This window comes from Dictyobacter vulcani (assembly GCF_008974265.1).
GTDB classification, from domain to species: Bacteria; Chloroflexota; Ktedonobacteria; order Ktedonobacterales; family Ktedonobacteraceae; genus Dictyobacter; species Dictyobacter vulcani.
Genome location: NZ_BKZW01000001.1, coordinates 3,943,872 through 3,965,014 on the forward strand (window position 1 = coordinate 3,943,872; position 21,143 = coordinate 3,965,014).

Annotated in this window: 17 protein-coding genes; 4 read left to right on the top strand and 13 right to left on the bottom strand. The window is 50.3% G+C overall.

Translation table 11 applies throughout. From position 1 onward, the window contains the following. Positions 1 to 256: 256 nt before the first annotated feature. A complete protein-coding gene (locus KDW_RS16835; RefSeq protein ID WP_151757026.1) occupies positions 257 to 796 on the top strand; it encodes a hypothetical protein in 540 nt (179 codons plus the stop codon). Between the two features lie 61 nt (positions 797 to 857). Here KDW_RS16835 and KDW_RS16840 read toward each other — a convergent pair whose 3' ends face one another. The 13 genes from KDW_RS16840 to KDW_RS16900 all read right to left on the bottom strand — a co-directional run bounded on the left by KDW_RS16840 (position 858) and on the right by KDW_RS16900 (position 16,349). Next, a complete protein-coding gene (locus KDW_RS16840) occupies positions 858 to 1,517 on the bottom strand; it encodes a Maf family protein (RefSeq protein WP_151757027.1) in 660 nt (219 codons plus the stop codon). A gap of 3 nt (positions 1,518 to 1,520) precedes the next feature. Further along, on the bottom strand, positions 1,521 to 2,822 hold the full coding sequence (locus KDW_RS16845; RefSeq protein WP_151757028.1) for a class I SAM-dependent RNA methyltransferase: 1,302 nt from the start codon (positions 2,820 to 2,822) through the stop codon (positions 1,521 to 1,523). After that, positions 2,819 to 4,828 carry a tetratricopeptide repeat protein gene (locus KDW_RS16850; RefSeq protein ID WP_151757029.1) on the bottom strand — a complete coding sequence of 670 codons (2,010 nt, stop codon included), beginning with the start codon at positions 4,826 to 4,828 and terminating at the stop codon, positions 2,819 to 2,821. The genes KDW_RS16845 and KDW_RS16850 overlap by 4 nt, the downstream gene beginning before the upstream one ends. Before the next feature lie 42 nt (positions 4,829 to 4,870). Next, positions 4,871 to 7,099, bottom strand: coding sequence for a tetratricopeptide repeat protein (locus tag KDW_RS16855; RefSeq protein ID WP_151757030.1), 2,229 nt, complete (start codon positions 7,097 to 7,099; stop codon positions 4,871 to 4,873). Positions 7,100 to 7,328: 229 nt separating this feature from the next. Further along, positions 7,329 to 8,858 (bottom strand): glycosyltransferase family 87 protein, encoded by a 1,530-nt coding sequence (locus KDW_RS16860; RefSeq protein WP_151757031.1) that lies wholly within the window; start codon positions 8,856 to 8,858, stop codon positions 7,329 to 7,331. Between the two features lie 264 nt (positions 8,859 to 9,122). Next, on the bottom strand, positions 9,123 to 9,590 hold the full coding sequence (locus tag KDW_RS16865; protein WP_151757032.1) for a GNAT family N-acetyltransferase: 468 nt from the start codon (positions 9,588 to 9,590) through the stop codon (positions 9,123 to 9,125). Between the two features lie 128 nt (positions 9,591 to 9,718). Next, the gene (locus tag KDW_RS16870) at positions 9,719 to 9,919 is read right to left on the bottom strand and encodes a hypothetical protein (RefSeq protein WP_151757033.1); all 201 of its coding nucleotides are present in this window, start codon (positions 9,917 to 9,919) and stop codon (positions 9,719 to 9,721) included. A gap of 154 nt (positions 9,920 to 10,073) precedes the next feature. Then, positions 10,074 to 10,691, bottom strand: coding sequence for an NUDIX hydrolase (locus KDW_RS16875; protein ID WP_151757034.1), 618 nt, complete (start codon positions 10,689 to 10,691; stop codon positions 10,074 to 10,076). 95 nt (positions 10,692 to 10,786) lie between these two features. Continuing rightward, positions 10,787 to 11,824 carry an NAD(P)/FAD-dependent oxidoreductase gene (locus KDW_RS16880; RefSeq protein ID WP_151757035.1) on the bottom strand — a complete coding sequence of 346 codons (1,038 nt, stop codon included), beginning with the start codon at positions 11,822 to 11,824 and terminating at the stop codon, positions 10,787 to 10,789. A 59-nt stretch (positions 11,825 to 11,883) separates the two neighbouring features. Beyond that, positions 11,884 to 13,443, bottom strand: coding sequence for a DNA repair protein RecN (gene recN / locus KDW_RS16885; RefSeq protein ID WP_162005306.1), 1,560 nt, complete (start codon positions 13,441 to 13,443; stop codon positions 11,884 to 11,886). Positions 13,444 to 13,514: 71 nt separating this feature from the next. After that, complete coding sequence (locus KDW_RS16890; RefSeq protein ID WP_151757037.1) at positions 13,515 to 13,808, bottom strand: AAA family ATPase; 294 nt, start codon at positions 13,806 to 13,808, stop codon at positions 13,515 to 13,517. Further along, entirely contained in the window at positions 13,798 to 14,682 is an 885-nt protein-coding gene (locus tag KDW_RS16895) for an NAD(+)/NADH kinase (RefSeq protein ID WP_151757038.1), read from the bottom strand. Before KDW_RS16895 ends, KDW_RS16890 begins: the two co-directional genes overlap by 11 nt. A 119-nt stretch (positions 14,683 to 14,801) precedes the next feature. Then, complete coding sequence (locus tag KDW_RS16900) at positions 14,802 to 16,349, bottom strand: tRNA nucleotidyltransferase/poly(A) polymerase-related protein (RefSeq protein ID WP_151757039.1); 1,548 nt, start codon at positions 16,347 to 16,349, stop codon at positions 14,802 to 14,804. Positions 16,350 to 16,742: 393 nt separating this feature from the next. Here KDW_RS16900 and KDW_RS16905 point away from each other — a divergent pair, with 393 nt between their 5' ends. The 3 genes from KDW_RS16905 (at position 16,743) to KDW_RS16915 (ending at position 21,062) form a co-directional block, all read left to right on the top strand. Beyond that, positions 16,743 to 18,608, top strand: coding sequence for a PrsW family glutamic-type intramembrane protease (locus KDW_RS16905; protein ID WP_151757040.1), 1,866 nt, complete (start codon positions 16,743 to 16,745; stop codon positions 18,606 to 18,608). 379 nt (positions 18,609 to 18,987) lie between these two features. Then, complete coding sequence (locus KDW_RS16910; RefSeq protein ID WP_151757041.1) at positions 18,988 to 20,076, top strand: thiamine pyrophosphate-dependent dehydrogenase E1 component subunit alpha; 1,089 nt, start codon at positions 18,988 to 18,990, stop codon at positions 20,074 to 20,076. Further along, on the top strand, positions 20,073 to 21,062 hold the full coding sequence (locus KDW_RS16915) for an alpha-ketoacid dehydrogenase subunit beta (protein WP_151757042.1): 990 nt from the start codon (positions 20,073 to 20,075) through the stop codon (positions 21,060 to 21,062). Before KDW_RS16910 ends, KDW_RS16915 begins: the two co-directional genes overlap by 4 nt. Positions 21,063 to 21,143 lie beyond the last annotated feature (81 nt).

A 21,143-nucleotide genomic window follows, 5' to 3' on the forward strand; every position in this document is an offset into this window, starting at 1 on the left:
AAGAAACCAACCCTCTATAAAAAATGGTGAATACGTGCTCAGCTATGTGTCTTTGCGCGCATTATACCATAGCTTTTTTTCCGTCGGATTCGACAAGCCGTTTAGTACTGATCCACTTTTAGGATGCATGTATAAATATCAATGTATTGGTCGCTAAGTGTCGATAGAAATTGCTCTCTTCGGTCGATGTGGTAATGAGGGGAGTGGTTATCTGATTTGAAAAAAGGATTGGCAGCATTGGCAGAGTGGAGTGGTTATGACCGGGATGAAGACCTATGATATTGTGGTTCGCTTGAATGATATCAATGAGCTGTTTACGCTACCGCCACAGGATGTTTTTGCGGATCAGGTGCGTTTTGTGCCAGGCATTGAGGTGATCCGGAGTCAGGTCAAGCCTCATATGTTGAAGCACGATAACCGGTCACGCATTGTCATGGTATTACCAAAGAAGTATGATGAACCGGACCTGGTAACTAAGCTTAAAAATGCCATTAGCTGCTACTGTCATTTCAAGATCTGGCAAAATCACGATGTCGCGGCCACACTCAAGAATGATTCGCTACGAGCCCTGGTTATTGGTACGCTGTTTATGGCGCTCGGACTCTTCATACTGGGTTATTTAGATATTCTGCCCGCCTTCATCAGCACATTCCTCAACGACGGCTTTAACGTTGCCTTCTGGGTTATTTTATGGCGGCCAGTGGATTTTCTTCTTTTCGACCTCACAGCATCCATGCGCGAAACCCGCATCTACAAATACATTGCCCGAATGGACATCGTTGTCCATTTTGAATGAACGCTCCCTGCCTGTGAAAACCATCTCGTAGGTTCGAGGCATGTCCTCGATTGCCTCGAACCTACACATGGCATTGTTCAGACCAGGGACAGGTACTATGCGCGGAGCCATTATTGACAGGATGGACATCAAACATGGCGAGCAGTTGGACCAGTGTGCAGAGTGGGAGTCCGACGACATTGAGATAGCAGCCGTCGATGCGTTCGGTCGGACGAAAGTCGGTATGTTGAATACCATAAGCCCCCGCTTTGTCCATTGGATCGCCGCTGGCGATATAGGCGTCGATCTCTTCATCACTATAGGGTCGCATCAATACGGGGGTGCTACAGCTCGCGCCTCTGGTATGTAACTGGCCATCGTACATCGAGGTCACTGCCACACCAGTCACGACGCGATGCCAGCGTCCACGCAATGAGCGCAGTAGCTCGCGGGCATGATCTTCATCGCGAGGCTTCCCTAACACCTGCTCATCCAGCAAGACGGTTGTATCGGCGGTAATCACCAACTGCCGGGTTACCTCGGCTCTGGAAAACATCATCAATGCTTTATATGAAGCGGTCCATTGGGCCATGCCATCCGCAGGTCCACGATACTGGGTCTGGGCCGCATCTTCATCACCCGGCGCTACCGCGACGTCGTAAGGGAGTCCCAGCGTAGCGAGAATCTGCCTCCGCCGTGGTGAGGCAGAGGCAAGTAACAAAGGATGTTGTGTCGTCGTCATATTTTATGCGCGCTCCAATACGGCTACATTTTCAATGTGTGCCGTTTGCGGGAACATATCCAGGGGTTGAACTGAACGCAGATGGTAGGCCTGACTGACGTTGCAAAGAATATTTAAATCGCGTGCCAGGGTGGATGGATCACAGGAGACATACACGATCCTGGCCACGGGATGCTGGATCAGAGCATCTAAAACAATCGGTTGACAGCCCGCGCGTGGTGGGTCAATCACGAAGCCATCGATCCGGTCGGAAAGTGTCGGGAGCATGTCCTCTACTTTGCCTTTGAGGATCTCAACGTGCTCGATGTCACGCATATTCCACTGGGCGTCTTTGATCGCGCTGGCCGATTCTTCAATTGCGATGACTTTGCCCACATGTGGGGCCAGTAGCGCGGCAAAAGTACCCACACCACAATAGGCATCCACCACCGTCATCTGACTGATTTTCTCGGCTGGCTGATTTGCCAGCAGGCCCTGTAAGACCATCTGTGCCATCTTTTCAGCCTGCGCACTATTTGTCTGGAAAAACGAACTGGGTCGAATGCGGAAGGTGTGTCCACCCAGCACTTCTTCCATCGTATCAGTGCAGACCTCGATGCCTTGCGCGGTTAATTCCTGCGTGACCTCTGCGTTTTGAATGGGCTGCAAGAGCATTTGCTGATTGGCGGTGCCACAGCGGATCAGGACCTGTGGTCGTGGATTGATATGCTGGTTAACCACCTGTAAGGCTTGATTGATCTTTGGATGGGCGATCGGGCATTCGGCAAGTGGTAAGACCCAATGGGTGCCACGGGCGGTTAAGCCAGCCCGACCATCACGATTGACCGAGAAACGCATGTGGTTACGATAGTTCCAGGGCACATCACAGGCCACAGTATCCAATAGCGGTGGATGAGTAAATAGACCGACCTCTTGCAGTAATTGTCGTACGACTTCACGTTTCCATTCCAGTTGAGCTGGATAGTTCATGTGCTGGAGCTGACAGCCACCGCAGGTACCAAAAACGGGACAGGGAGCATGGACACGCATGGGCGATGTCTCATGCAGCTCTGTGATCCAGACTTTTGGTGGGCGTGGCTTCCAGTGACGACGTTTGCGACCGGGTTTAGGACCGAGTGGAGCCTCTACGGCGATGGTTGCCCGTTCGCCTGGCAGTCCAGCGGGTACCTGAAGCAGGCGAGTTGTGACCTCGCCTGCTTCATTCTGCTCACTGATTTCGGCTGTGGCGTGACCATCACGCGTCAGCGCACCCAGCGTCACAGTATGATACGTAATTACGCGTTCTTGTGGTTGTGTCTGTGTCATTTTTTCTTTGCTTTATTATGGTGTTTGTTTTTGTTTGGTCCACGTTGTTGCTGTGATTTTTGCTGCTTGTTTTCAACATTATAGCGCTCCCGAGCTTCTTGTAAAAACTCATCCTCGCTATCAATGGCCTCACCTTGCGTCAGGTATTTATGTGCACTGCGGAAATCACCGCTGTTCATATAAATCAAGGCCAGCGTGGCATACATATCGGCAGCCTCTGGATTCTCTTCGAGTCCATCGCGAGCGACTTCGCGTGCCTTTTTGTCATCGCCTTCAATCAGGTAGATGCTGGCCAGTTCGCTATAGGCCTCGGTTAAGGATGGATCCAATTGTATACTCTGTTCCAGGGCCTCACGAGCCTTGTTTAGATGCTGCAACTGGTGTTCCAGATAACCGATACGATACCAGACCTGGGCATCATCTGGCGATAAATGGGAGAGGGTCTGGAAATGGTGCAGCGCTTGCTCATTATCTTCGCGTTGCATGGCCAGTTCAGCTAACCCCATCGCGACATCAATCGAATCCTCTTTGCTCAAAGGACCCTTCTGGGCCTTGCGCAAATACGACTCGGCTTCATCCAGATCTTTTTCCTGCTGAATCAGGATTGTGGCGAGCAAGATCTGATTTTCGGGACTATCTTCAACGGCCAGCGCCTGACGGATAGTGGGCTCGACCAGGGCTTCAAAGTGCTCTTCTTGCTCATGGTCCTCTTCATTATGAAACTTGGCAGCAAGGGAATGATAACTGTAGGCCAGGTTACGTAGAGCTGTGCCACGCTCGGCAGGTACTTTTTCCGCCAGCTGTTGGGCATAGTAGGCGGCGCGTTCAATATCAAAGACCGAGCCTGCGATATTAAAGGCTTCTTTGTAGATGTCTCCACTCTCCTCGGGTGCCTGTGCAATCAAGGCATCATAGTAGTTCAAGGCCTGTGACATCAGTCCGACCATGGAACCCATATGACCAAGAGCATTGGCCAGGAGCGCTTCCTGCATTCCTACTTCATCATCATCCTCGTCCTCGTCCTCATCTTCATCTTCATCAAACTCATCATCCTCGTCCTCGTCCTCATCACCAAGTTCTGCTTCGATGAGTTTTTCTTCGTCGCCGATGAGCTCATTGAGTGCCTGGACTCGTTCGCCGATCTCATCCTTTGTCAATTGACGGGCATTGGCAGCCTCGTCACTGGCATCCAGGATCACCCATTGATCATTTTCAAGCACCAGCGTATAGCGGGTCCAGAACCAGTGGCGGCCAGTCTCTTTAAAGGCCAGCGTGGCGACAGGGACTTCAGGCAGTATGGTGGTTGCTTCTGCGCTTAAGCGAAGCGACCAGCCTACCGTAACCACTGCGCGTTCAGGACCACATTCATCTTCCACTGGCTGAGCAAACGCGATATTAGGATCGTCAGGCGTGGTGATATTGGTCCACTCTATCCGGCTGCTGATCCAGTCATCTTCAGAGAGCCCTGCGCGCAACGGACTCTGCGTGGAAAGGGATCTATAGGCGGTCTCAAAGTCTTCTGCGGCCCAGCTCTCTATGAAATCGCTGACGACATCCAGATATTCTGGTTGTTGCATCATGCCTTCGGCCTGGCCAAAGAGTGATTGGAGTTCAGCTACAAACGGATCGGTCTCCGTTTTTTCTGAGTTGGCAAGATTAGCCATGGCTTCAGTCAGGCTCGGACCAGATGGGATGGTCCAATCGGCATAGATATCCTCGCCCTCAAGCTGGATCAAGCGGCGTCGGGCCTCTTTGCGGATCTCTTTGTTCTCATTTAAGGTATACATTGCTTGAATGATATCAGCCGCTTCGGTGTTATGTTGTTTGGCTAATAACTTCAAAAAGGCCACCTGGGTTGCTTCTGGTTGACTATATATCGGTTCCAGCACAGCTTTAGCCTCAGCAACGCTGTCGCTGCTATTCAGCTGGTGCGCAATATCCTGGTAGTGCTGTAGCAGGGTGGCTTCGGTTTGTAGCACTATTTTCTGTTCATCCTGATCTGACATAGTGAATACTTTCCTTTCCCTTTTTCCTGGTGAGGAATGATACTATATGCGTTTGCGATCACCAGCGATCTGCTGGCGTACGGCTGGAATAAAATCTGATTCGGGATCAAGGCGTTCGGCTTCATCCAGGTGCTGCTTCGCCTGTCGTTTATCTCCTGCTTCAGCCAGAACCGAGGCCAGCAAGGCGTGCAGATTGGCGACACCGGGATTCTGGCGGAGCGCATCTTGCAGCAGGCTTCTGGCTTTGTCTGACTGTGAACGTTGCATATAGATAGCTGTTAGCTCGCTATAGACTCGGATATCAGCAGGATCTTGTGCCAGGGCTTTCTGGTAATACGTTTCTGCCTGCTCAAAGTGGCCAAGCTGGCGATGAGCAAAGCCCAGGCTAAACCAGACGCCTGGATATTCGCTATTAAGTTCAGCAACCCTCTGATAATGTGGGATTGATGCTTCAACGTGTTGCTGACGCATGTCAACATTGCCCAGTCCAGCTTCAATGGCTGCTTCTGTCCTGGGATCAGCATTTCCTTTGGCCAGCAACTCCTGACTGCGCTGAAATGCTGCGCGTGCATCGTCATTCCGGTTCAGGCTCATCATTAGCTCGCCAAGCAAGGTATAGCTGATCGTGCTATTATCCAGCGTGGCGGCCTCCTGCAAGGCCTCTTCAGCCATTTGGAGCAGATGGCGATGGCGTTCACCAAGCTGTCTTTCATCGTACTTAAAGGCCAGTTCGGCCAGCGTTGACCCCAGGCGACGGAGTGTCTCGGCGCGATGGGTTTGTGGAAAACGCTGCGCCAGACGATCCAGATAGACCATAATACGTTCTGGATTGCCGGTCAGGACTGCGCGGCCATATGCCTCTTCATAAGCATTATAATCAAGCGGCAAATGGGCGATCAGCGCATCCTCGAAGTGCAGGAGCTGACCCAGGCGCCAGGACATCTCTTCGATAAAGTTTTCGGTATCTTTATCAGGCTGTTTTACGGCTTTATCAATAGCATCTTCGTACTCTTTGATGCGGTTTTGCAGCTCACTAACCGAGAGACCCTGCAACGCGGCACCTTCATCCTGCACCTGCTGGATACGCCAGACGTTTTGTTCTTTGACCAGCGTATAGTTGTTCCAGAACCAGTGCCTGCCAGTCTCTTTATTGATGGCGGTCCCCATGGGCATCTCTTTGATGGTGCCGTTGAGTGGAGTGTCCAACAACTCTACCGACCAACCCACTTCCAGTTCTTTGGATTTGCTCTGTGCGCGAGGGACGCTGCCGGGAAGCCAGAGCGCACTTTGTTTTGGCTTACCCTCATGGATGAATCCCAATTCCATACGTGTAGGATGGGCCTCGTCAAACCAGGATTGATGCCGTGTGACCCATTCCTCGCGATCCAGATTATCACGCACAGGACTGGTGCTGGTTAGCAGATCATAGGCCAGACCATAGTCTCCAAATGACCAGGCTCCAATGAAATTGGCAACCACCTCTTGCTCTTCCAGTTCTGGTGTAATAAACGTTTGCCCGTTATCAGGACCTGGTTCGGCCATCTGAAATATCAATTTCTGGAGTAAGGGCAATTGGGTGCGGTACTCTTGCGCTGGCTGGATTTTATGCCAGGCATTGACTTCGAGCGCCTCTTCAAGTAAGCGTTTCCCCTCGGCCAGCGAGCATTCAACCTGCCCGACACTTGCAAGCTGCCGGCGCATTTCTTTGAGGCTGTTCTCAATATGCCGTCTGGTGCCGGTTTCCATCAGAAAGTCTTTGATGCCGTCATTCCAGAAATCGAGCTGAAAAGCGCAGAGCCGCGCTTCGCCGTAGTCATAGCCATATTCCCAGGTGAAGATCAGCTGGATCTCGCCTTCTTCTCGCGTCTGGGTGGCAACGCCCTGCCAGAAACGTGGTGGATTGCTAACACGGATCTGGACGGCGGGGGTCTGAGCCGCCGGAGCAATCCAGCGTGGAGTGATCTTTGATCCTTCCAGGCGGAGTAGTCCACGCCGTGCCTCTTTGCGTACCTCTTTTTGTGGACTCAAAGCATTGATCGCGACCAGTACATCAGCCGCCTCTACGGTATTGGTTTTTGCCAGCGACTTGACCAGACTGATCTGGGCAGCCTCGGACAAGGCGAATATTTCCTGGAGTGCTGTTTCTATCTGTGCCTGCCCATCGCTGGCATGGAGTTGTTGGCTTATTGATTGGTAGCGAGAGAACACATCCTCAACCTGCGTGTTCTCCTCGGCTGAAAGTTGAATATCCTGCTGTTTTTTCGGTGACATGGTCGCTCATTACTCCTCACTTCAACTGTCTATCCTGTCGATTGTACCACGAAGCGCCTGAAGAGTCGAGAAGGACGAATGGTGCCCTCTAACAAGAAGGAAGCTCCTGAGAAAGGCCTATCAACATTGATCAGGTCTTTCTCAAGAGCTTCCAGCCGACGAACATTTCCCGTCGCGGGATATTTTTAGCGGTCCGTCTCTTTTGCGTTAGCGGACGTGGCTATCAGGACTAGACATGCAGCGTTGATGTCAGTTGCTGAGTGTTCGTTTTCCGATTCCGCAAGTACTCAAAGGCGTTCTGTCTGGCCGGTTTCATCTGGGCCGAGAACAGGATAAACGCCGGGAAGGCGACGCAGTAGAAGTATGATGAGAGACTGCGCCAGGCCAGGAATAGTGGCAGGACTGCCAGCAGCATTGCCGCTTCTGGTCGTGTACGGCAGATGCGCCAGTACCAGACAAAGGTTGCCAGCATGCCACCCAGTTCCAGGGCCGAGTAAACCCAGGTTGGCATGTATGGGATCAGGTGGGAAGTACTTAAACTTACCAGGCCTACCCCCATCGGGAACATTGGATCCGCGATCGGTGCCATGACTCCCGCGAACCAGGAATGGTAGTCCCACATGATAAAGGGCAGGTTAATTGCCAGTCCGATACCGCCAGCGATAGCCAGACGATAACCAGCCTCTTTCCATCCATAGTGTTGTAGCGCCATGATCAGGTAGAAAGGGACAAAGTACCAGGCAATCTGTTTGGTGGCCAGCGCCAGACCCAGGAAGATGGCTGACAGCCAGCGTTGGTCACGTTTGAGCCAGCAGACTACCAGCAGCAGGGTATAGAAAATGTCCAGATTGCCACCGATGGTTGAGGCCCACATAGGCACATTGGCAATGGCCAGTAACGCTACCCAGGGACGCAACTCCGGCCGTACCGCGCGCCAGGCGACGATGATCAACAGCAGGTACGACAACATGTAGAATGGGAGGACATTATAGTTGTTGAACAGAGCAAATGGGACCAGTGTCAGGAACGAGAGTGCAGGATAGCTGACCTTGGCTTCAAATTCTGGCACATCGCCCGATTTTAGCGAGGTGTTGAGAATCGATTGCAGTTCCGACATGCTGGGATAATCTAAGCGATCCGCAAACTGGCCCTGACGCAAAGGCGTTGTCCAGTTAGCATTAATATCAAAGCGGTGAAACAACTCTGGAATATTCGAATCGCTATAGGGATTGCGGCCCTGTACCAGCAAGATAGCTGCGTTGGTGTCCAGAGATGTGCCATCATTCGAGAACTGGGGGGCTGAAAAACTCCAGATGGCACCACGGCTAAATTGAAACATTCCGGCAATGGTAACCAGAAAGGTTAAAATGAGCACCACACGTTTCCACAATTGTGGTTGCTGCTTCTGCTTCTGCTGTTGCATCGATTGGTTTTTTGCCGCCGGACGCAAAGCCATCCACATGGCCCAGAAACTTCCCAGTAACAAGAAGAAAGGGATCAATGCACTGACATCCGCTATATGTGGAATTTCATTGGAAGCCTGAAACAGGATAGCCACAGCAATCCAGGCTGCACGATGTTGTAGTTCGACAATAGGACGCTGTGCATTCGATGTATCTTCAGTAAAAAAGTAGCGCATCCATCGATAGTGAAAAAGTTGTTTATCTTCTTTTTTTAGAATACTCTGTTTGATTACAGCTTGCTGTGCCATATACTCGCGCTTGGCCTCATGGATAACGCGTGCAATTGTCCGAAACATTTCAAGTAGGTATTCATACGTGCACGATTCATAAATGAGTGTGAGGCGACGCGCTTTTTACCTCCCATCGAAGTACCGAGAAGATGAGTGTAGTGTAGCGTCCAACTAAAGTCAGCCACCTATAATGAAATTATAGACGTGTTTTCTCGGTCCAAGTTTTAAGACGAAGGGAAATAGAGATCCGTCACAACTTGTGGCATGTATTTCTGAATCTTGTTGAATTCTGGCTCTCTTCTGGCACTTTTTTGTTGTAATAATGGATATTTAGAGTGAGAGACGGTAATAAAGCTCCCGATGCTGTAGATCAAATCCCAGCTTTTCGTAGAGATGGATTGCTGAAGCGTTTTGATCCCAGACATGCAGATCAATCGCATCCAGCTTCTGTTCTGTTTTCCCATACGTGATGATATGTTCGATCAGGCTTTGTGCATAGCCTTTACCACGATGATCGGGATGCACGATGACGCGTTTTATATAGCCAATGGGCTTGAGGGAATCCTGGGGGGGAAGCATCAGTTCCGCTTTAGCCACGACAGCACCTTCAAACTCTACTAAGAAGATTAACGTACGTTCATGTGTTGAGGGGTCAACCGAGCCAAAGTACTTGTGCATGTCACGGTGGATATCACGGGTGGGGGATGCACTGAAGCTGTCGAGATGATCGATGTGGACGATATCTTCGGGATTGGCCATACGGATGCCCAACGTCGTTGTTGGTAATTTATCTGTCATTATTTAGATCGTGCTGGTACTCCGGCCTTGCGGCATGAGGAGGATGCACGCCTCCTTATTTTATTGATAGAATAGTGTCCCTGGTGGGAGGCCGTCTTTGGGGGGAACGGTCAAACCCCACTGGTGATTTACGAATGGTTTTTTCTGGGCAACATCAAAATAGCGACGAGGGCTGCCAGTGAACAGCCGAGAATCATTACAGCATAAACGATACTCTCGCCGTCTTTCGGTGCTGCGGTGACGCTGCTATAGAGCATACTGCCACCCCAGATAAAGAATCCTATAAAAACAGCAAACAAAAGAATTGTGCTGGTATATTTCTTATTCATCGTGGATGATTAGTCCCTTGGAAAATGCAATCGTGCCCGCAACGAACGGCGCTCACACGATTGAAAGTATAGTATTTGGTTTGAATTATATCATACCTGTGCTATATATGTGCTAAAACAGGACGGTTGGATAAGCTGGTTTGCATCGCACAGGTTACTTGTGTTTGTCCGCTGGTGTTTCCAGTGCTTGCCAGACCAGGCGGTGGATGATAGCCCGGAAACGTCCCCAGTCGCCCCAGCGGCCCTGAAGTTCTGGACTATATTGTGCCCCTAAATGATCGAGATGCTCAGCCAGTGGTAGTAATTCTGCCGATGTAATCTCGCGGAAATCGTCCACTTGCTCATGTTCGTCTTCTACAGCCAGGAGGCCACCGACTTCATCAAGTAAAAAGGCGAAGGTATAAAAGACCGGTGTCTGATCTGCTTCTGTAAGATGATAGGTGGCCACGGCCAGGAACTGTTTGACCTCGACCTGCAGACTGGTCTCTTCCTGTGTTTCACGCAGCAGCGCATCCAGTACATATTCACCATGATTGATACCTCCGGTGAGCAGGCGATAAGCTCCGCCGGGATAGAATGACTTGATCATGGTCAGCAGGCGACCATTTTTGCGGCGAATAACCATACAGACTTCGCCATAGCGATCTTTTTTGCTGACAGGATCAAAACTTTCATTGGTATGTATCTGTGCATGTTCGACAATCGGTTGACCATAGCGCGTGGCGAGTTGCTGTAATTCATCCTGAATATTTTGAGGCAGTGTTGAAAACATAAAGCGTCTCCATTTAGCTGTATATTTGATATAATGCACATCGCGTGCCAGTGGATAGGATTGTGATGGAACGCAATCGGAGGCAAGCCCCGAAGCTACGAGCGTTGAGCGAGCAATTTTTGCGCTATCATTATACCATGCTCAAGCGCGAGGTGAAGCCGACCACCGACAAAGCTATCCCCACTAAATGCCAGACCGTAGGGCAGCGTCTGTGCATTCAGTGCATCGCCATCGGCTTTCCGGGCTGGAAGTGCATAGTGCCAGCGCTGAATATCGCTAAACACTGGCTCTGGTAGTTCTTCTTGAATGAGCGTGGCGACCTGGTGTGCGACTTGCTGAATAATTGCCGCATCGGCGTGTTCCATATGTTCCTGACTATAGTCAGGAGCCATTTGTGCCAGCAGCAGACCACTATTGGCGGGCACGCGTTCCGCCGCCTTCTCGTGTTCCCAGGCCAGCCAGGAGATCGTATGCTTCTTATCGCTATTGACCAGCGCATAGTATGGTCGTTCTTGAGGGCATGGCTGATAGCCAAGCATAACTGAGATCAAAGGATTATAACGCGCGGGTGTCAGGTGTTGGAGAATAGTCTGTTGGATATGTTTTTCCAACAAGCTATCCTGGATTAACGCTATGGTTTGCGGTGAAGGAATCGTAATGAGGAGGGCATCAAAACCATCATGCGGCTGACCGCCTTGATCAAACAGGTGCCATCCCGCGTCTGTCTGTTCAATCCGCACGATACATGTATCAAGATGGATAGTCAGTCCTTCTGCCATCTTTTTCGGCAGGGCCGTCAGGCCACTGCGATAATTCAGTTTCTGTTCGGCATTCTGGGTTTGATCGCCAGTCTGGATCTCACCTGTGCCAGTAAAGGTCCAGACTGGTTTTTGAATATCGATCAGATCGGGAGCGCGGAAGCGTTGAGTAATCAATGCCAGACTGGTAGGCGTACCCTCTTTGATATATTGGGCACCATGGTCATAAATAAAACCGGCCCGTTTGCGGGTGGCGGCTCGCCCACCCACGCCATGGCTTTTTTCAAAGAGTGTAACCGTATAACTCGCATCCTGTAATGTATGGGCTGCGGCAAGTCCGCTCAGTCCAGCACCAATAATGGCAACAGATGGCATAACGTATTAACCCTCTAGCGCTCCCAGGCATCCGATAGTAAGATTGCTTCGCGCTCTACTTACAGCCGCGCCTTTTCAGGCTGGCTTTTTGTACGTCGCCAGTTGTCTTTCCAGTGATTGGAACGACCCAGCATTTCTTCGGCGCTCTTCATCGCAATATCCGTGGCATTGCCGCCCATGATATGGGCTATTTCACGGATACGCTGTTCAGGGCGTAGCTCGTTAACAATCGTCATGGTGCGATTATCGAAGATTTGCTTATTTACATTGTAATGAGTATCGGCAAACGCCGCGATTTGCGGCAGGTGGGTGACACAAATCACCTGATGGTTTCTGGTCAATTGCCAGAGTTTCTCGCCCACAACCTGTCCACTACGACCACTGATACCGGCGTCAATCTCATCAAAGATCAAGGTTGGCGTGGCATCGGCATCCGCCAGGATAGTTTTCAGGGCCAGCATGAGTCGTGATGTTTCACCGCCAGAGGCGATTTTTGTCAGTGGTTTAAACGGCTCACCCGGATTTGGCGCAATCAGGAACTGGACACGATCTATGCCGGTCAGGTCGCAGCTATAGTGTTGCTCGCTTTGACCATCAAGACTGATCGGGACGCCCTGCTCATCCGGTGTCTGGATCATTTCGACCTGGAAGCGTGCGCGTCGCATGTTGAGATCATTGAGTTGCTCTTCCATAGCCGTCGCCAGTGTATGAGCGGCCGCTGAACGCTGCTCTGACAGCGACTGTGCCAGTCCACCAATCTCCTGTCGAAACACACCATCTTGCTGTTGTAACTGCAAGATCAGCTCGTCCCGATTATCGATGGTCTCTAGCTCAGCCTGATCATCAACCATGCGCTGCAGGATCTCATCAATGGTAGTGCCATATTTACGTTTCAGCTTGGTAATCAGGTCCAGTCGCTCTTCAACATCCGCCAGACGATTAGGATCATCCTCGATATCGGCCTCATAGCTACTGATCGAGGTGGCCACATCCTCTAACTGATAGATCGCGCCAGCCAGTGTCTCCTCGTATTCCTCCATGGATTTATCGAGGCGAGTCAGTTCGCTTAACGAGCGTTGAGCCTGACGAATCTGATCCAGCGCGGCTTGAAAGCCCTCGCCACCGAGATCTGAGCCTTGAATGGAGCCATAGATATGGGCACATAACTCGCGTAAACGTTCCGCATTATTCAGGATCTTACGCTCTTCCTCAAGTTCTTCAACCTCACCGGGTCGCAGGTTGGAATTTTCAATCTCTTCGATTTCAAAGCGTAGAAACTCGGCGCGGCGTTCTTGATCACGGATATTTTGTTGTAGCGACTGCAATTTCTTGCGTGCGTTGCGCCACTCCATGACCTTCTCGCTCAACTGCTCACGTAAGGAAAGGGTTTCGGCATAGCGATCCAGAAAATTGATATGTTGATCGGGCCGCAACAGACTGATATTTTCGCTCTGCCCATGAATATCCACCAGCCAGCTAGCGACTTGCTGCAAGATATGTAAGGAGAGCGCACGCCCGTTGATGCGGGCAACAGTACGTCCGGAACGGAAAATATCGCGGGTGAGGATCAACTGACCGTCTTCTGGATAGAGATCGAATTCGCGCAGGAGGGCAGCCAATGCGACCAGCGCATCGGCACTATGCGAAGCGGCATCAGGACGTGTGCCCCGCTCCGCTTGCTCAACCAGGGTTAGTAGCGGCGCTTCATCAGCAGTACCCGCGTCTGAACCCTCTTCAAAAGGAAGCCAATCGGTGGGGAGTTGGGGAGGGTCTCTACTGAGAATACCCCTTCGACCGTGGCGCGTTCACAACCAGCACGCACAAACTCAGCGCCAATTTTCCCACCAAGCAATGCATTGACCGCATCAATGATGATTGACTTACCTGCGCCTGTCTCGCCTGTAAACACATTAAAATTAGGACTCAGGCGCAGTTGCAGGCGATCAATAATTGCGAAATCTTTAATCGTTAACTCAATTAGCATGATTTGTTTCGTTAGCAGATAGGTTATCGTTACTTAACTTCGCGTTGATAATTTGATAAAAGTACGTTGGTGGCCGGCGTCGGAGAAAGCGGGTGGCGTACTGGCTTTTCTGTACAGTGATCATCGCGCCATCTTTAATCTCACGATTTAATTGACCATCGGCGGAGAAAACTCCGTTTTGAGAGCCGGTGAAAATTTGCAATTTGATGGTTGCTTCTGGTTGGATAATTAATGATCGATCCGAGGCAAGGTGTGCTGCAATCGGGGTCAGAACCAGATTTTTGACCTGCGGATGCAGTAGTGGTCCACCTACCGCCATATTATACGCGGTCGAACCGGTTGCCGTAGAAATAATCATGCCATCAGCATAACTGGTATTATAATAGTAATCATCCACCCAGACGCGTACCTGCACAACACGTGGCCAGGTGCCGCGCGCAATGACGATGTCATTTAAGGCCAGAAACTCCTCACGGTGACCATCTTGTTCCAGGACCGCGTTGAGCATGGCGCGCTCATCAACCCAGACAGAAGCATCGCCATTTAAATAGTGGCTTAAGTCGGTAGCTATGTCGTCTGGTTCCATCTCGGTTAGAAAACCAACACGTCCAAAGTTGATACCCACAATGGGAACTCCGGTACTGGCACACATACGAGCCGCATGTACAATAGTACCATCGCCTCCCAACACCAGGACCAGGTCAAGTCCTTCAAATGCTTTGGGATCGTAAGCCGCTTCGGATTCAAGGCCTTCTTGATGGATATCAATGGCGCGAACGCTATGTCCTTGTTTTTCCAAAGTGGGTACGAGTTGGGCTGCAAATTTGGACGAAGCTTGCTTGCGTCCCTGGTAGAAAATCGCAATCTTCTTCACTAACTACTCTCCAATTGGCAAGTGAGGGCGAACACGATGTGCCGCCCTTACATGTTTAGCCTCAGTAATGGTACGCCATAGGGCGCGTATTGTCAACCATATTTGTAGTATGAATGTTCTTATTTTTCGCGGTCTGGCTGTATTTGCTGGAGCTTTTCCTCGACAAACCAGAGCACCTCTTCTTTGGAATGCAGCACTCCTTCTGCCTGTGCTTCAGCAATGGCTTCCAGTATTTGTCCGATTAAGGGTCCTGGTGAGAGCTTAAAGCGTCGGATTAACTCTTCCGATTGAATCAGCCGCGGTGGCAGAATCTGTTGCCGTTCGCGAATGTAGCGTGTCAATAAGGTACGAACCGTGCCTCGGTGCCGCTGCCAATGGATGGTTAGTGGTTCGGGACCGCGCATAGAGAGATGATCAGCCAGCGAGACGAGCGCGACATAGATGCCATTGGGCCCGAGGTCGACAAAGAAACGCCGAATCGCTCGTGGTGTGACGCTATCATGACTGAGTTGTCCGGGCCGCATATGGTGTGCCACAACCTGCTGGATGGCACGACTATCGTGTGTACTGACACTTAAACGTCGCGTGATCTCCTTTGCCAGTGGGATTCCTGCCTGGGGATGATGATAAAACGTAATGTTTCCTTCTTCATCCACTGCGTGTGTGGTCGTCTTGCCGATATCGTGTAAGAGGGCCGCAAGCTTCATTTCTGGTGAGGTTAACCTGGCGAATGAAAAAATCTTCTGTTGTTCAGCCTCGCGCAGTAACTGTTGTATCGCCAGCATATCTCCCTGTCCACCCGCCTCTAAGTCCGATTGAGCGATCTCCTCTGGACGTTGCTGTAAGGTTCTGGCCAGTCTCTCCAATGTCGCCACGGCCTCCAGGGAATGTTCAAAGACATCCCAGTGGTGCAGGCTGGGTTGTTGCATACCTCGGCCTGGCTCCAGTTCAGGAATCAGGATGGTGAGCAGACCATAGCTGTCCAGAAAGCGCAGGCGAGCGCTGGCACCATCTGATCGTAACAGACTATAGAGTTCTTCATGGAGGCGTTCCGAGGCGACCCGTGGGAGCAGATAGGCATCCCGTTTGATCAGACGAGTCGTTTCAGGTTCAATCTTGAGTTGATAGTGCAGCGCAAAACGCACCGCACGCAGCAGGCGCAGGGGATCTTTTTGAAACGTCGCGTCTGTTGTGACCCGCAGGGTTCGTTGCGCCAGATCTTCACGACCATGCAGCGGATCAATCGTCAGTGCCGAAAAGGCATCCAGACTTGATTCTATAGTCAGGGCAGTCATGGCTGCTCCAAACGGTGCCGCGATGGCATTGATCGTAAAATCGCGGGTGCATAAATCCTCTTCAATGCTACTTCCCTGTAGCGGAGAAAGATCCAGCACTAACTCCTGCAGTTCTTGCTTGACGATGACGCGGCTGGCCCTTTCATGCATAGGTGCATAGAAGCCACCTAAACGGTCGGCCAGCAGGCGAGCCAACTGGCGTATATCTCCAGTTGTGGCAATATCCCAGTCAACACAGGGTTGTCTGAGGAGAAGATTGCGTATAGACCCTCCCACTAGATATGCTGATTGGCCTTGCTCGTCAAAAAAACGGCTGCTTTGCTCAAGCACATGCAGGACCCAGGAGGAGAGCGTTGCTTCTTGTTTGATCATATCTGCTCACTGATTATATAAGTAAAGATGATGGGTTTCACCTTGAGATCTCTGCCTTATAGTATCATCTCTGTCTACCTATATCAGGAGTAGCAACCCTGTTTTCCTATGGTCTGTTGCCGCATACCTTGTCTTTCTTTCGCGTCCCATGTATAGTGATGATGGGTTTAGCACCAGGGCACGAGCTCTAAAAAACAGACAGAGTATATATTTGTCGCAATCGATTGCATGGTACAATTTATAGCAAACAGGAGATTGGTTGTCTGGGTGGGGTGATAATGATAGTAAGCTTGTGCCTGTATATTGATGGATTGGATTAAGCGTCAGATCCACACCGAGAAAGAGGGATAGACAAGCGGACCTTGTCTTGCTTGTTAGTTGGGGTAGAGATACATGAGTGTAAGTCGCAATTATGGAGTGTTGCGTATCATACGTGTGCGTCGATCCGCCCACAAGACCAGGCATCTGGAAAAAAATCCACCGGGATTGTTGTCCGAAGAACATCTGGTACACGTGTTAGCGGAACGCGAAACTACCATTGGGCGGGCTTTAAGTAACGATCTTATTTTGATGGATCCAACGGTCTCGCGTGAGCATGCGCGCCTGATCCTTACTGATGAGGGCTGGTGCATCCATAATATCTCTGAACAAAACGCTTTACAAATTAATGGTACAACTATTGCGGCTGGCTCTCAGAGTCCTATCCAATCCCAGGATTTCTTGTTGCTAGGCAATACTATGTTGCAACTGGTGGCTCCAAACCAGCCCATGGCTAGTCCATTGCCATCACTCACTATCAATCAGACGTCGGACATAGCGCTTCCCACCACTCCACATCCCGCTGGTGCGGATCAGGATACTTCAACACGGATCCTGAATGCCTTGCCGCTGTCGCCGCCAGAGAAATCCTCCAGACTCAATGGTAAGCGCCCACTAGAAAATTTGCCCGTGCCGCTCTCTCCTGCGCTGGATCAAGAGCCGTTGTCAGACCAGAAACGGGACTCCCAGGCCTGGGATGAGAGCGATAAATTTCATGATAATAGCAGTATCACGCTGCAATTTGCCCTGCCGCAGAGATTTAAAAAGCAGGTACGCTGGGCACTGGTGGGAATTATTCTGGTCTTCTTACTGTTGAGCGCGCTGACGGCCATTATCTTGAATAACCTGTTAGGCATCGTCTCGTTGATCCAGGAAAGTCCTTTGAACGTTCTATCTGTGCTGTCCATTCCTATTGTAACTGCTCTGGGTATTAATCTCCTGGTGAACTTTATTGATCGCTATGAGCGTGAACCCTGGTTTTTACGACTGGCCGCCTTCTTATGGGGAGCGGTAATTGCTATTCCTCCGACTACGTTTATCGAAGGCAATATTGATGCCCTGCGAGCCACTATTTTAGGACCACAGGCGGGAAAAGCCCTGCATGCACTCTTTTCAGCCTTGAATGCCGGTATTACTGAAGAGACCGTGAAAGGTCTGGGACTGCTCTTACTCTTCATTGTATTGCGGGATGAATTTGACAATATTACTGATGGCATTGTGTATGGTGCCTTGATTGGTGCCGGTTTCGCCATGCTGGAAAACATCTTTTACTTTGCGGGCAATCCTAAAGCCTTTGTCTTTCTCTTGATTGGTCGCATTGTGCTGGGCTGGTTAAGCCACTCAACCTTTACCATCTGTTTTGGTATTTCTCTCGGTTATATGCGCCATACCCGTGTGCGCTGGCAACATATAGTCATTCCCTTGATCGGATACGCCATATCGGTCGGCTTGCATACAGCCTTTGACTTTATCAATTTCTTCGCGAACTCGCTGGTTCTGGCGTCCCCAGACAATACCAGTATCGTTATGTTCTCGGTTGTGGCCAGCATTGGTGACTACATCCTGCCTTTTATCGCCCAGATGGTGATCATCTATTGTTTGATTAAATCACTGGCCCACGAAGCCGCCGTTATCCGCGAATTTCTGGCCTCAGAAGTGAGTAGTGGCATCATTACCGTCGATGAATATGCCCTGTTGCAGCATTCGTTTTTGCGCACAAAAATTGAACGGCGGGTGTTGTTTTATCATGGCTTCAAACAATGGTTGCGCGTTAAAGCCCTCTATCAGACTGAAATCGGTCTGGCCTTTCGCAAATGGCATGTCAGCATGGGTGACAAACCCAAACTTGGCTATGTTCAGCCCGAAGATGCCTACCGCCGACGTATCCAACGCCTGCGTTATCACATCTATCTGGCTGAAAATCCCAAACCTCTCACTTAATAGGTAGGGCTATTTCATTTTTAGATAGAAGCCATGTGGGAACCATTGTCTGGTAATCAAATTCACATTATTTTATGAGCGGAGTGTGTCAGTCGTGCGGCCGCACGTCTGGCACACTCCGCTCATCTCAATCTGGCGCCGCAGGCGCCAAAGAGGAAAAATAAATAGCCCTGATCAATAGGTAGTAAAAGATAGATAAAATAAAGATAATCGTCGATAATACATACTATAGAAATCTCCATGTGGTAAAGTGTACAATGAGAGCACAATAACAGCGATGAAAAGGGAACAGGAAGGCACTGTTGCAATCTTGACACCTCTTCTTATCGCATGTTAGCATGAACGAAATTGCACCTGATACAGAAAAGGATGGGTGATTATGGAACTGGAGCGGGCAAACCTGCTACAGATCTACCGTTTTATGCGCCTCACCCGTGTTATGGAAGACCGCATCCGCACGCTCTTTTTACAGGGGCGAATCGTGGGTGGTGTCTACACAGCACAAGGGCATGAGGCCACTACCGTCGGGGCAGCGATGACGCTTCACGATGGGGACTGCATTGTTCCGCAGCACAGGGATCTAGGGATGCATATTGTTCGAGGTGTCTCGCCTCGAAGTATTATGTGTCAATGGCTCGCTCGTGGTAACTCCCCCACCTTAGGTCGTGATGGTCAAATGCATATCGGTGATATGCATGCGGGCGTTGTCCCAATGATTAGTATGTTGGGAGCATCACTGCCAGTGGCATGTGGTGTTGCATTAACCATGAAAATGCGTAAACGTTCGAACGTGGCGCTGGCTTCTTGCGGAGATGGCGCGACCAATACCGGTTCCTTTCATGAAGCGTTGAATTTTGCCTCATCGCAAAAATTACCGCTTGTGTTTGTGATTGAGAACAATGGCTACGCGTATTCAACTCCCACCTCTAAACAGTTTGCCATTCAAAATCTTGCTGATCGCGCTCTAGCCTATGGTATGCCTGGCCAGAGTGTGGATGGTAACGATGTGTTTGCTGTAATTGAGGCCGTTGGAAAAGCCGTCGAGCGCGCGCGCAATGGTCAGGGTCCTTCCCTGGTAGAATGCAAAACCTTTCGTGTCCGTGGCCACTCGGAAGCCGATAAGGCTGACTATGTGCCAGCAGAACTGCGAGCTGAATGGTTAGCAAAAGATCCTATTCAGCGTTTTGCAGACTATTTATTCCGCTATGATATCCTGACGGAAAATATAAACGCGAAGATCGAAGCAGAGATCAAAGCTATTATTAATGATGCTGTAAACTTTGCAGAACACAGTCCTGCACCAGATGGGGCAACGGTTTCAGACTATGTTTATGCCCCAAATGGACCAATTGCAATTGTTGGCGAACCAGATGCGGACAATCCTCAATACATCAATGCGTTCGATAGCCGTACCGGTCAGCCGTTTTCCATCGTGGACAAGGCAGAGGAGGCCGTTGGACGTCGATGAATGATAAAAAAGTAACCTACTTAGAGGCAATCGGTCAGGCCATCCGTGAAGAGATGCTGCGAGATGAGGCCGTGTTTCTTCTGGGCGAGGATGTAGGTGCGTATGGCGGGGCATTCAAGGTGAGCGCGGGATTACAAAATGAATTTGGCGTTGACCGCGTGATTGATACTCCGATGTCTGAGGCTGCCATCATTGGTTCAGCGGTTGGATCAGCCCTGATGGGGATGAGACCAATTGCTGAGATGCAGTTTATTGACTTTATTACCTGCGGCTTCGATCAGATTATCAATATGGCCTCAAAAATGTACTGGCGTGCTGGCATGCCGGTATCGATGGTGATACGTGGACCATCGGGTGGAGGAACCAAGGGTGGACCATTCCATTCTTCAAGTCCCGAGGCCTGGTTTTTCCATTCGCCTGGCATGAAAGTTGTCGTGCCATCCACCACCTATGATGCCAAAGGTATGCTCAAGGCCGCGATTCGCGACAACAATCCGGTCCTCTACTTAGAGCACAAGTTGCTCTATCGTATGCCTGAATTACGCGAGGAACTACCGACTGATGACTATATCGTTCCCCTTGGTAAGGCCATTGTACGCCGCGAGGGTGAAGATATGACCATTCTGACCTATGGGGCGATGGTCCATCAGTGTTTGAAAGCAGCCAGGATTCTCGAAGAGGCTGATGATCTGGAAGTCGAAGTGCTGGATTTACGCAGCCTGGCTCCATTGGATCGCGAAACCATTCAGGAATCTGTCAAGCGCACCAATAAGGTGCTGATCGTGCATGAGGATACCTTGACCGGAGGTATTGGTGCTGAACTTTCCGCCATCCTCGCACAGGACCTATTCGAATATCTGGATGGTCCCATTACCCGGGTCGCTGCTCCCGATGTTCCTTTTCCTTATGCACCTCAACTAGAGGCTGCTTTTCTGCCTGATGCAGACAAAATTCTTGTGGCCGCCAGAGAACTGGCTGCTTACTAAATAGAGGTACTATTTTTATGCGATGTGATTGTGTATGGTTCCCATGCAGATGCATCAGTAAAGTAGATGAAGGAATGTATT

Coding starts and splice junctions, on each gene's coding strand:
- KDW_RS16865 (WP_151757032.1), bottom strand. CDS start 9,590: ATGACAGATAAATTACCAACAACGACGTTGGGCATCCGTATGGCCAAT.
- KDW_RS16905 (WP_151757040.1), top strand. CDS start 16,743: ATGAGTGTAAGTCGCAATTATGGAGTGTTGCGTATCATACGTGTGCGT.
- KDW_RS16870 (WP_151757033.1), bottom strand. CDS start 9,919: ATGAATAAGAAATATACCAGCACAATTCTTTTGTTTGCTGTTTTTATA.
- KDW_RS16860 (WP_151757031.1), bottom strand. CDS start 8,858: ATGTTTCGGACAATTGCACGCGTTATCCATGAGGCCAAGCGCGAGTAT.
- KDW_RS16850 (WP_151757029.1), bottom strand. CDS start 4,828: ATGTCAGATCAGGATGAACAGAAAATAGTGCTACAAACCGAAGCCACC.
- KDW_RS16875 (WP_151757034.1), bottom strand. CDS start 10,691: ATGTTTTCAACACTGCCTCAAAATATTCAGGATGAATTACAGCAACTC.
- KDW_RS16840 (WP_151757027.1), bottom strand. CDS start 1,517: ATGACGACGACACAACATCCTTTGTTACTTGCCTCTGCCTCACCACGG.
- KDW_RS16855 (WP_151757030.1), bottom strand. CDS start 7,099: ATGTCACCGAAAAAACAGCAGGATATTCAACTTTCAGCCGAGGAGAAC.
- KDW_RS16835 (WP_151757026.1), top strand. CDS start 257: ATGACCGGGATGAAGACCTATGATATTGTGGTTCGCTTGAATGATATC.
- KDW_RS16910 (WP_151757041.1), top strand. CDS start 18,988: ATGGAACTGGAGCGGGCAAACCTGCTACAGATCTACCGTTTTATGCGC.
- KDW_RS16880 (WP_151757035.1), bottom strand. CDS start 11,824: ATGCCATCTGTTGCCATTATTGGTGCTGGACTGAGCGGACTTGCCGCA.
- KDW_RS16890 (WP_151757037.1), bottom strand. CDS start 13,808: ATGCTAATTGAGTTAACGATTAAAGATTTCGCAATTATTGATCGCCTG.
- KDW_RS16845 (WP_151757028.1), bottom strand. CDS start 2,822: ATGACACAGACACAACCACAAGAACGCGTAATTACGTATCATACTGTG.
- KDW_RS16915 (WP_151757042.1), top strand. CDS start 20,073: ATGAATGATAAAAAAGTAACCTACTTAGAGGCAATCGGTCAGGCCATC.
- KDW_RS16900 (WP_151757039.1), bottom strand. CDS start 16,349: ATGATCAAACAAGAAGCAACGCTCTCCTCCTGGGTCCTGCATGTGCTT.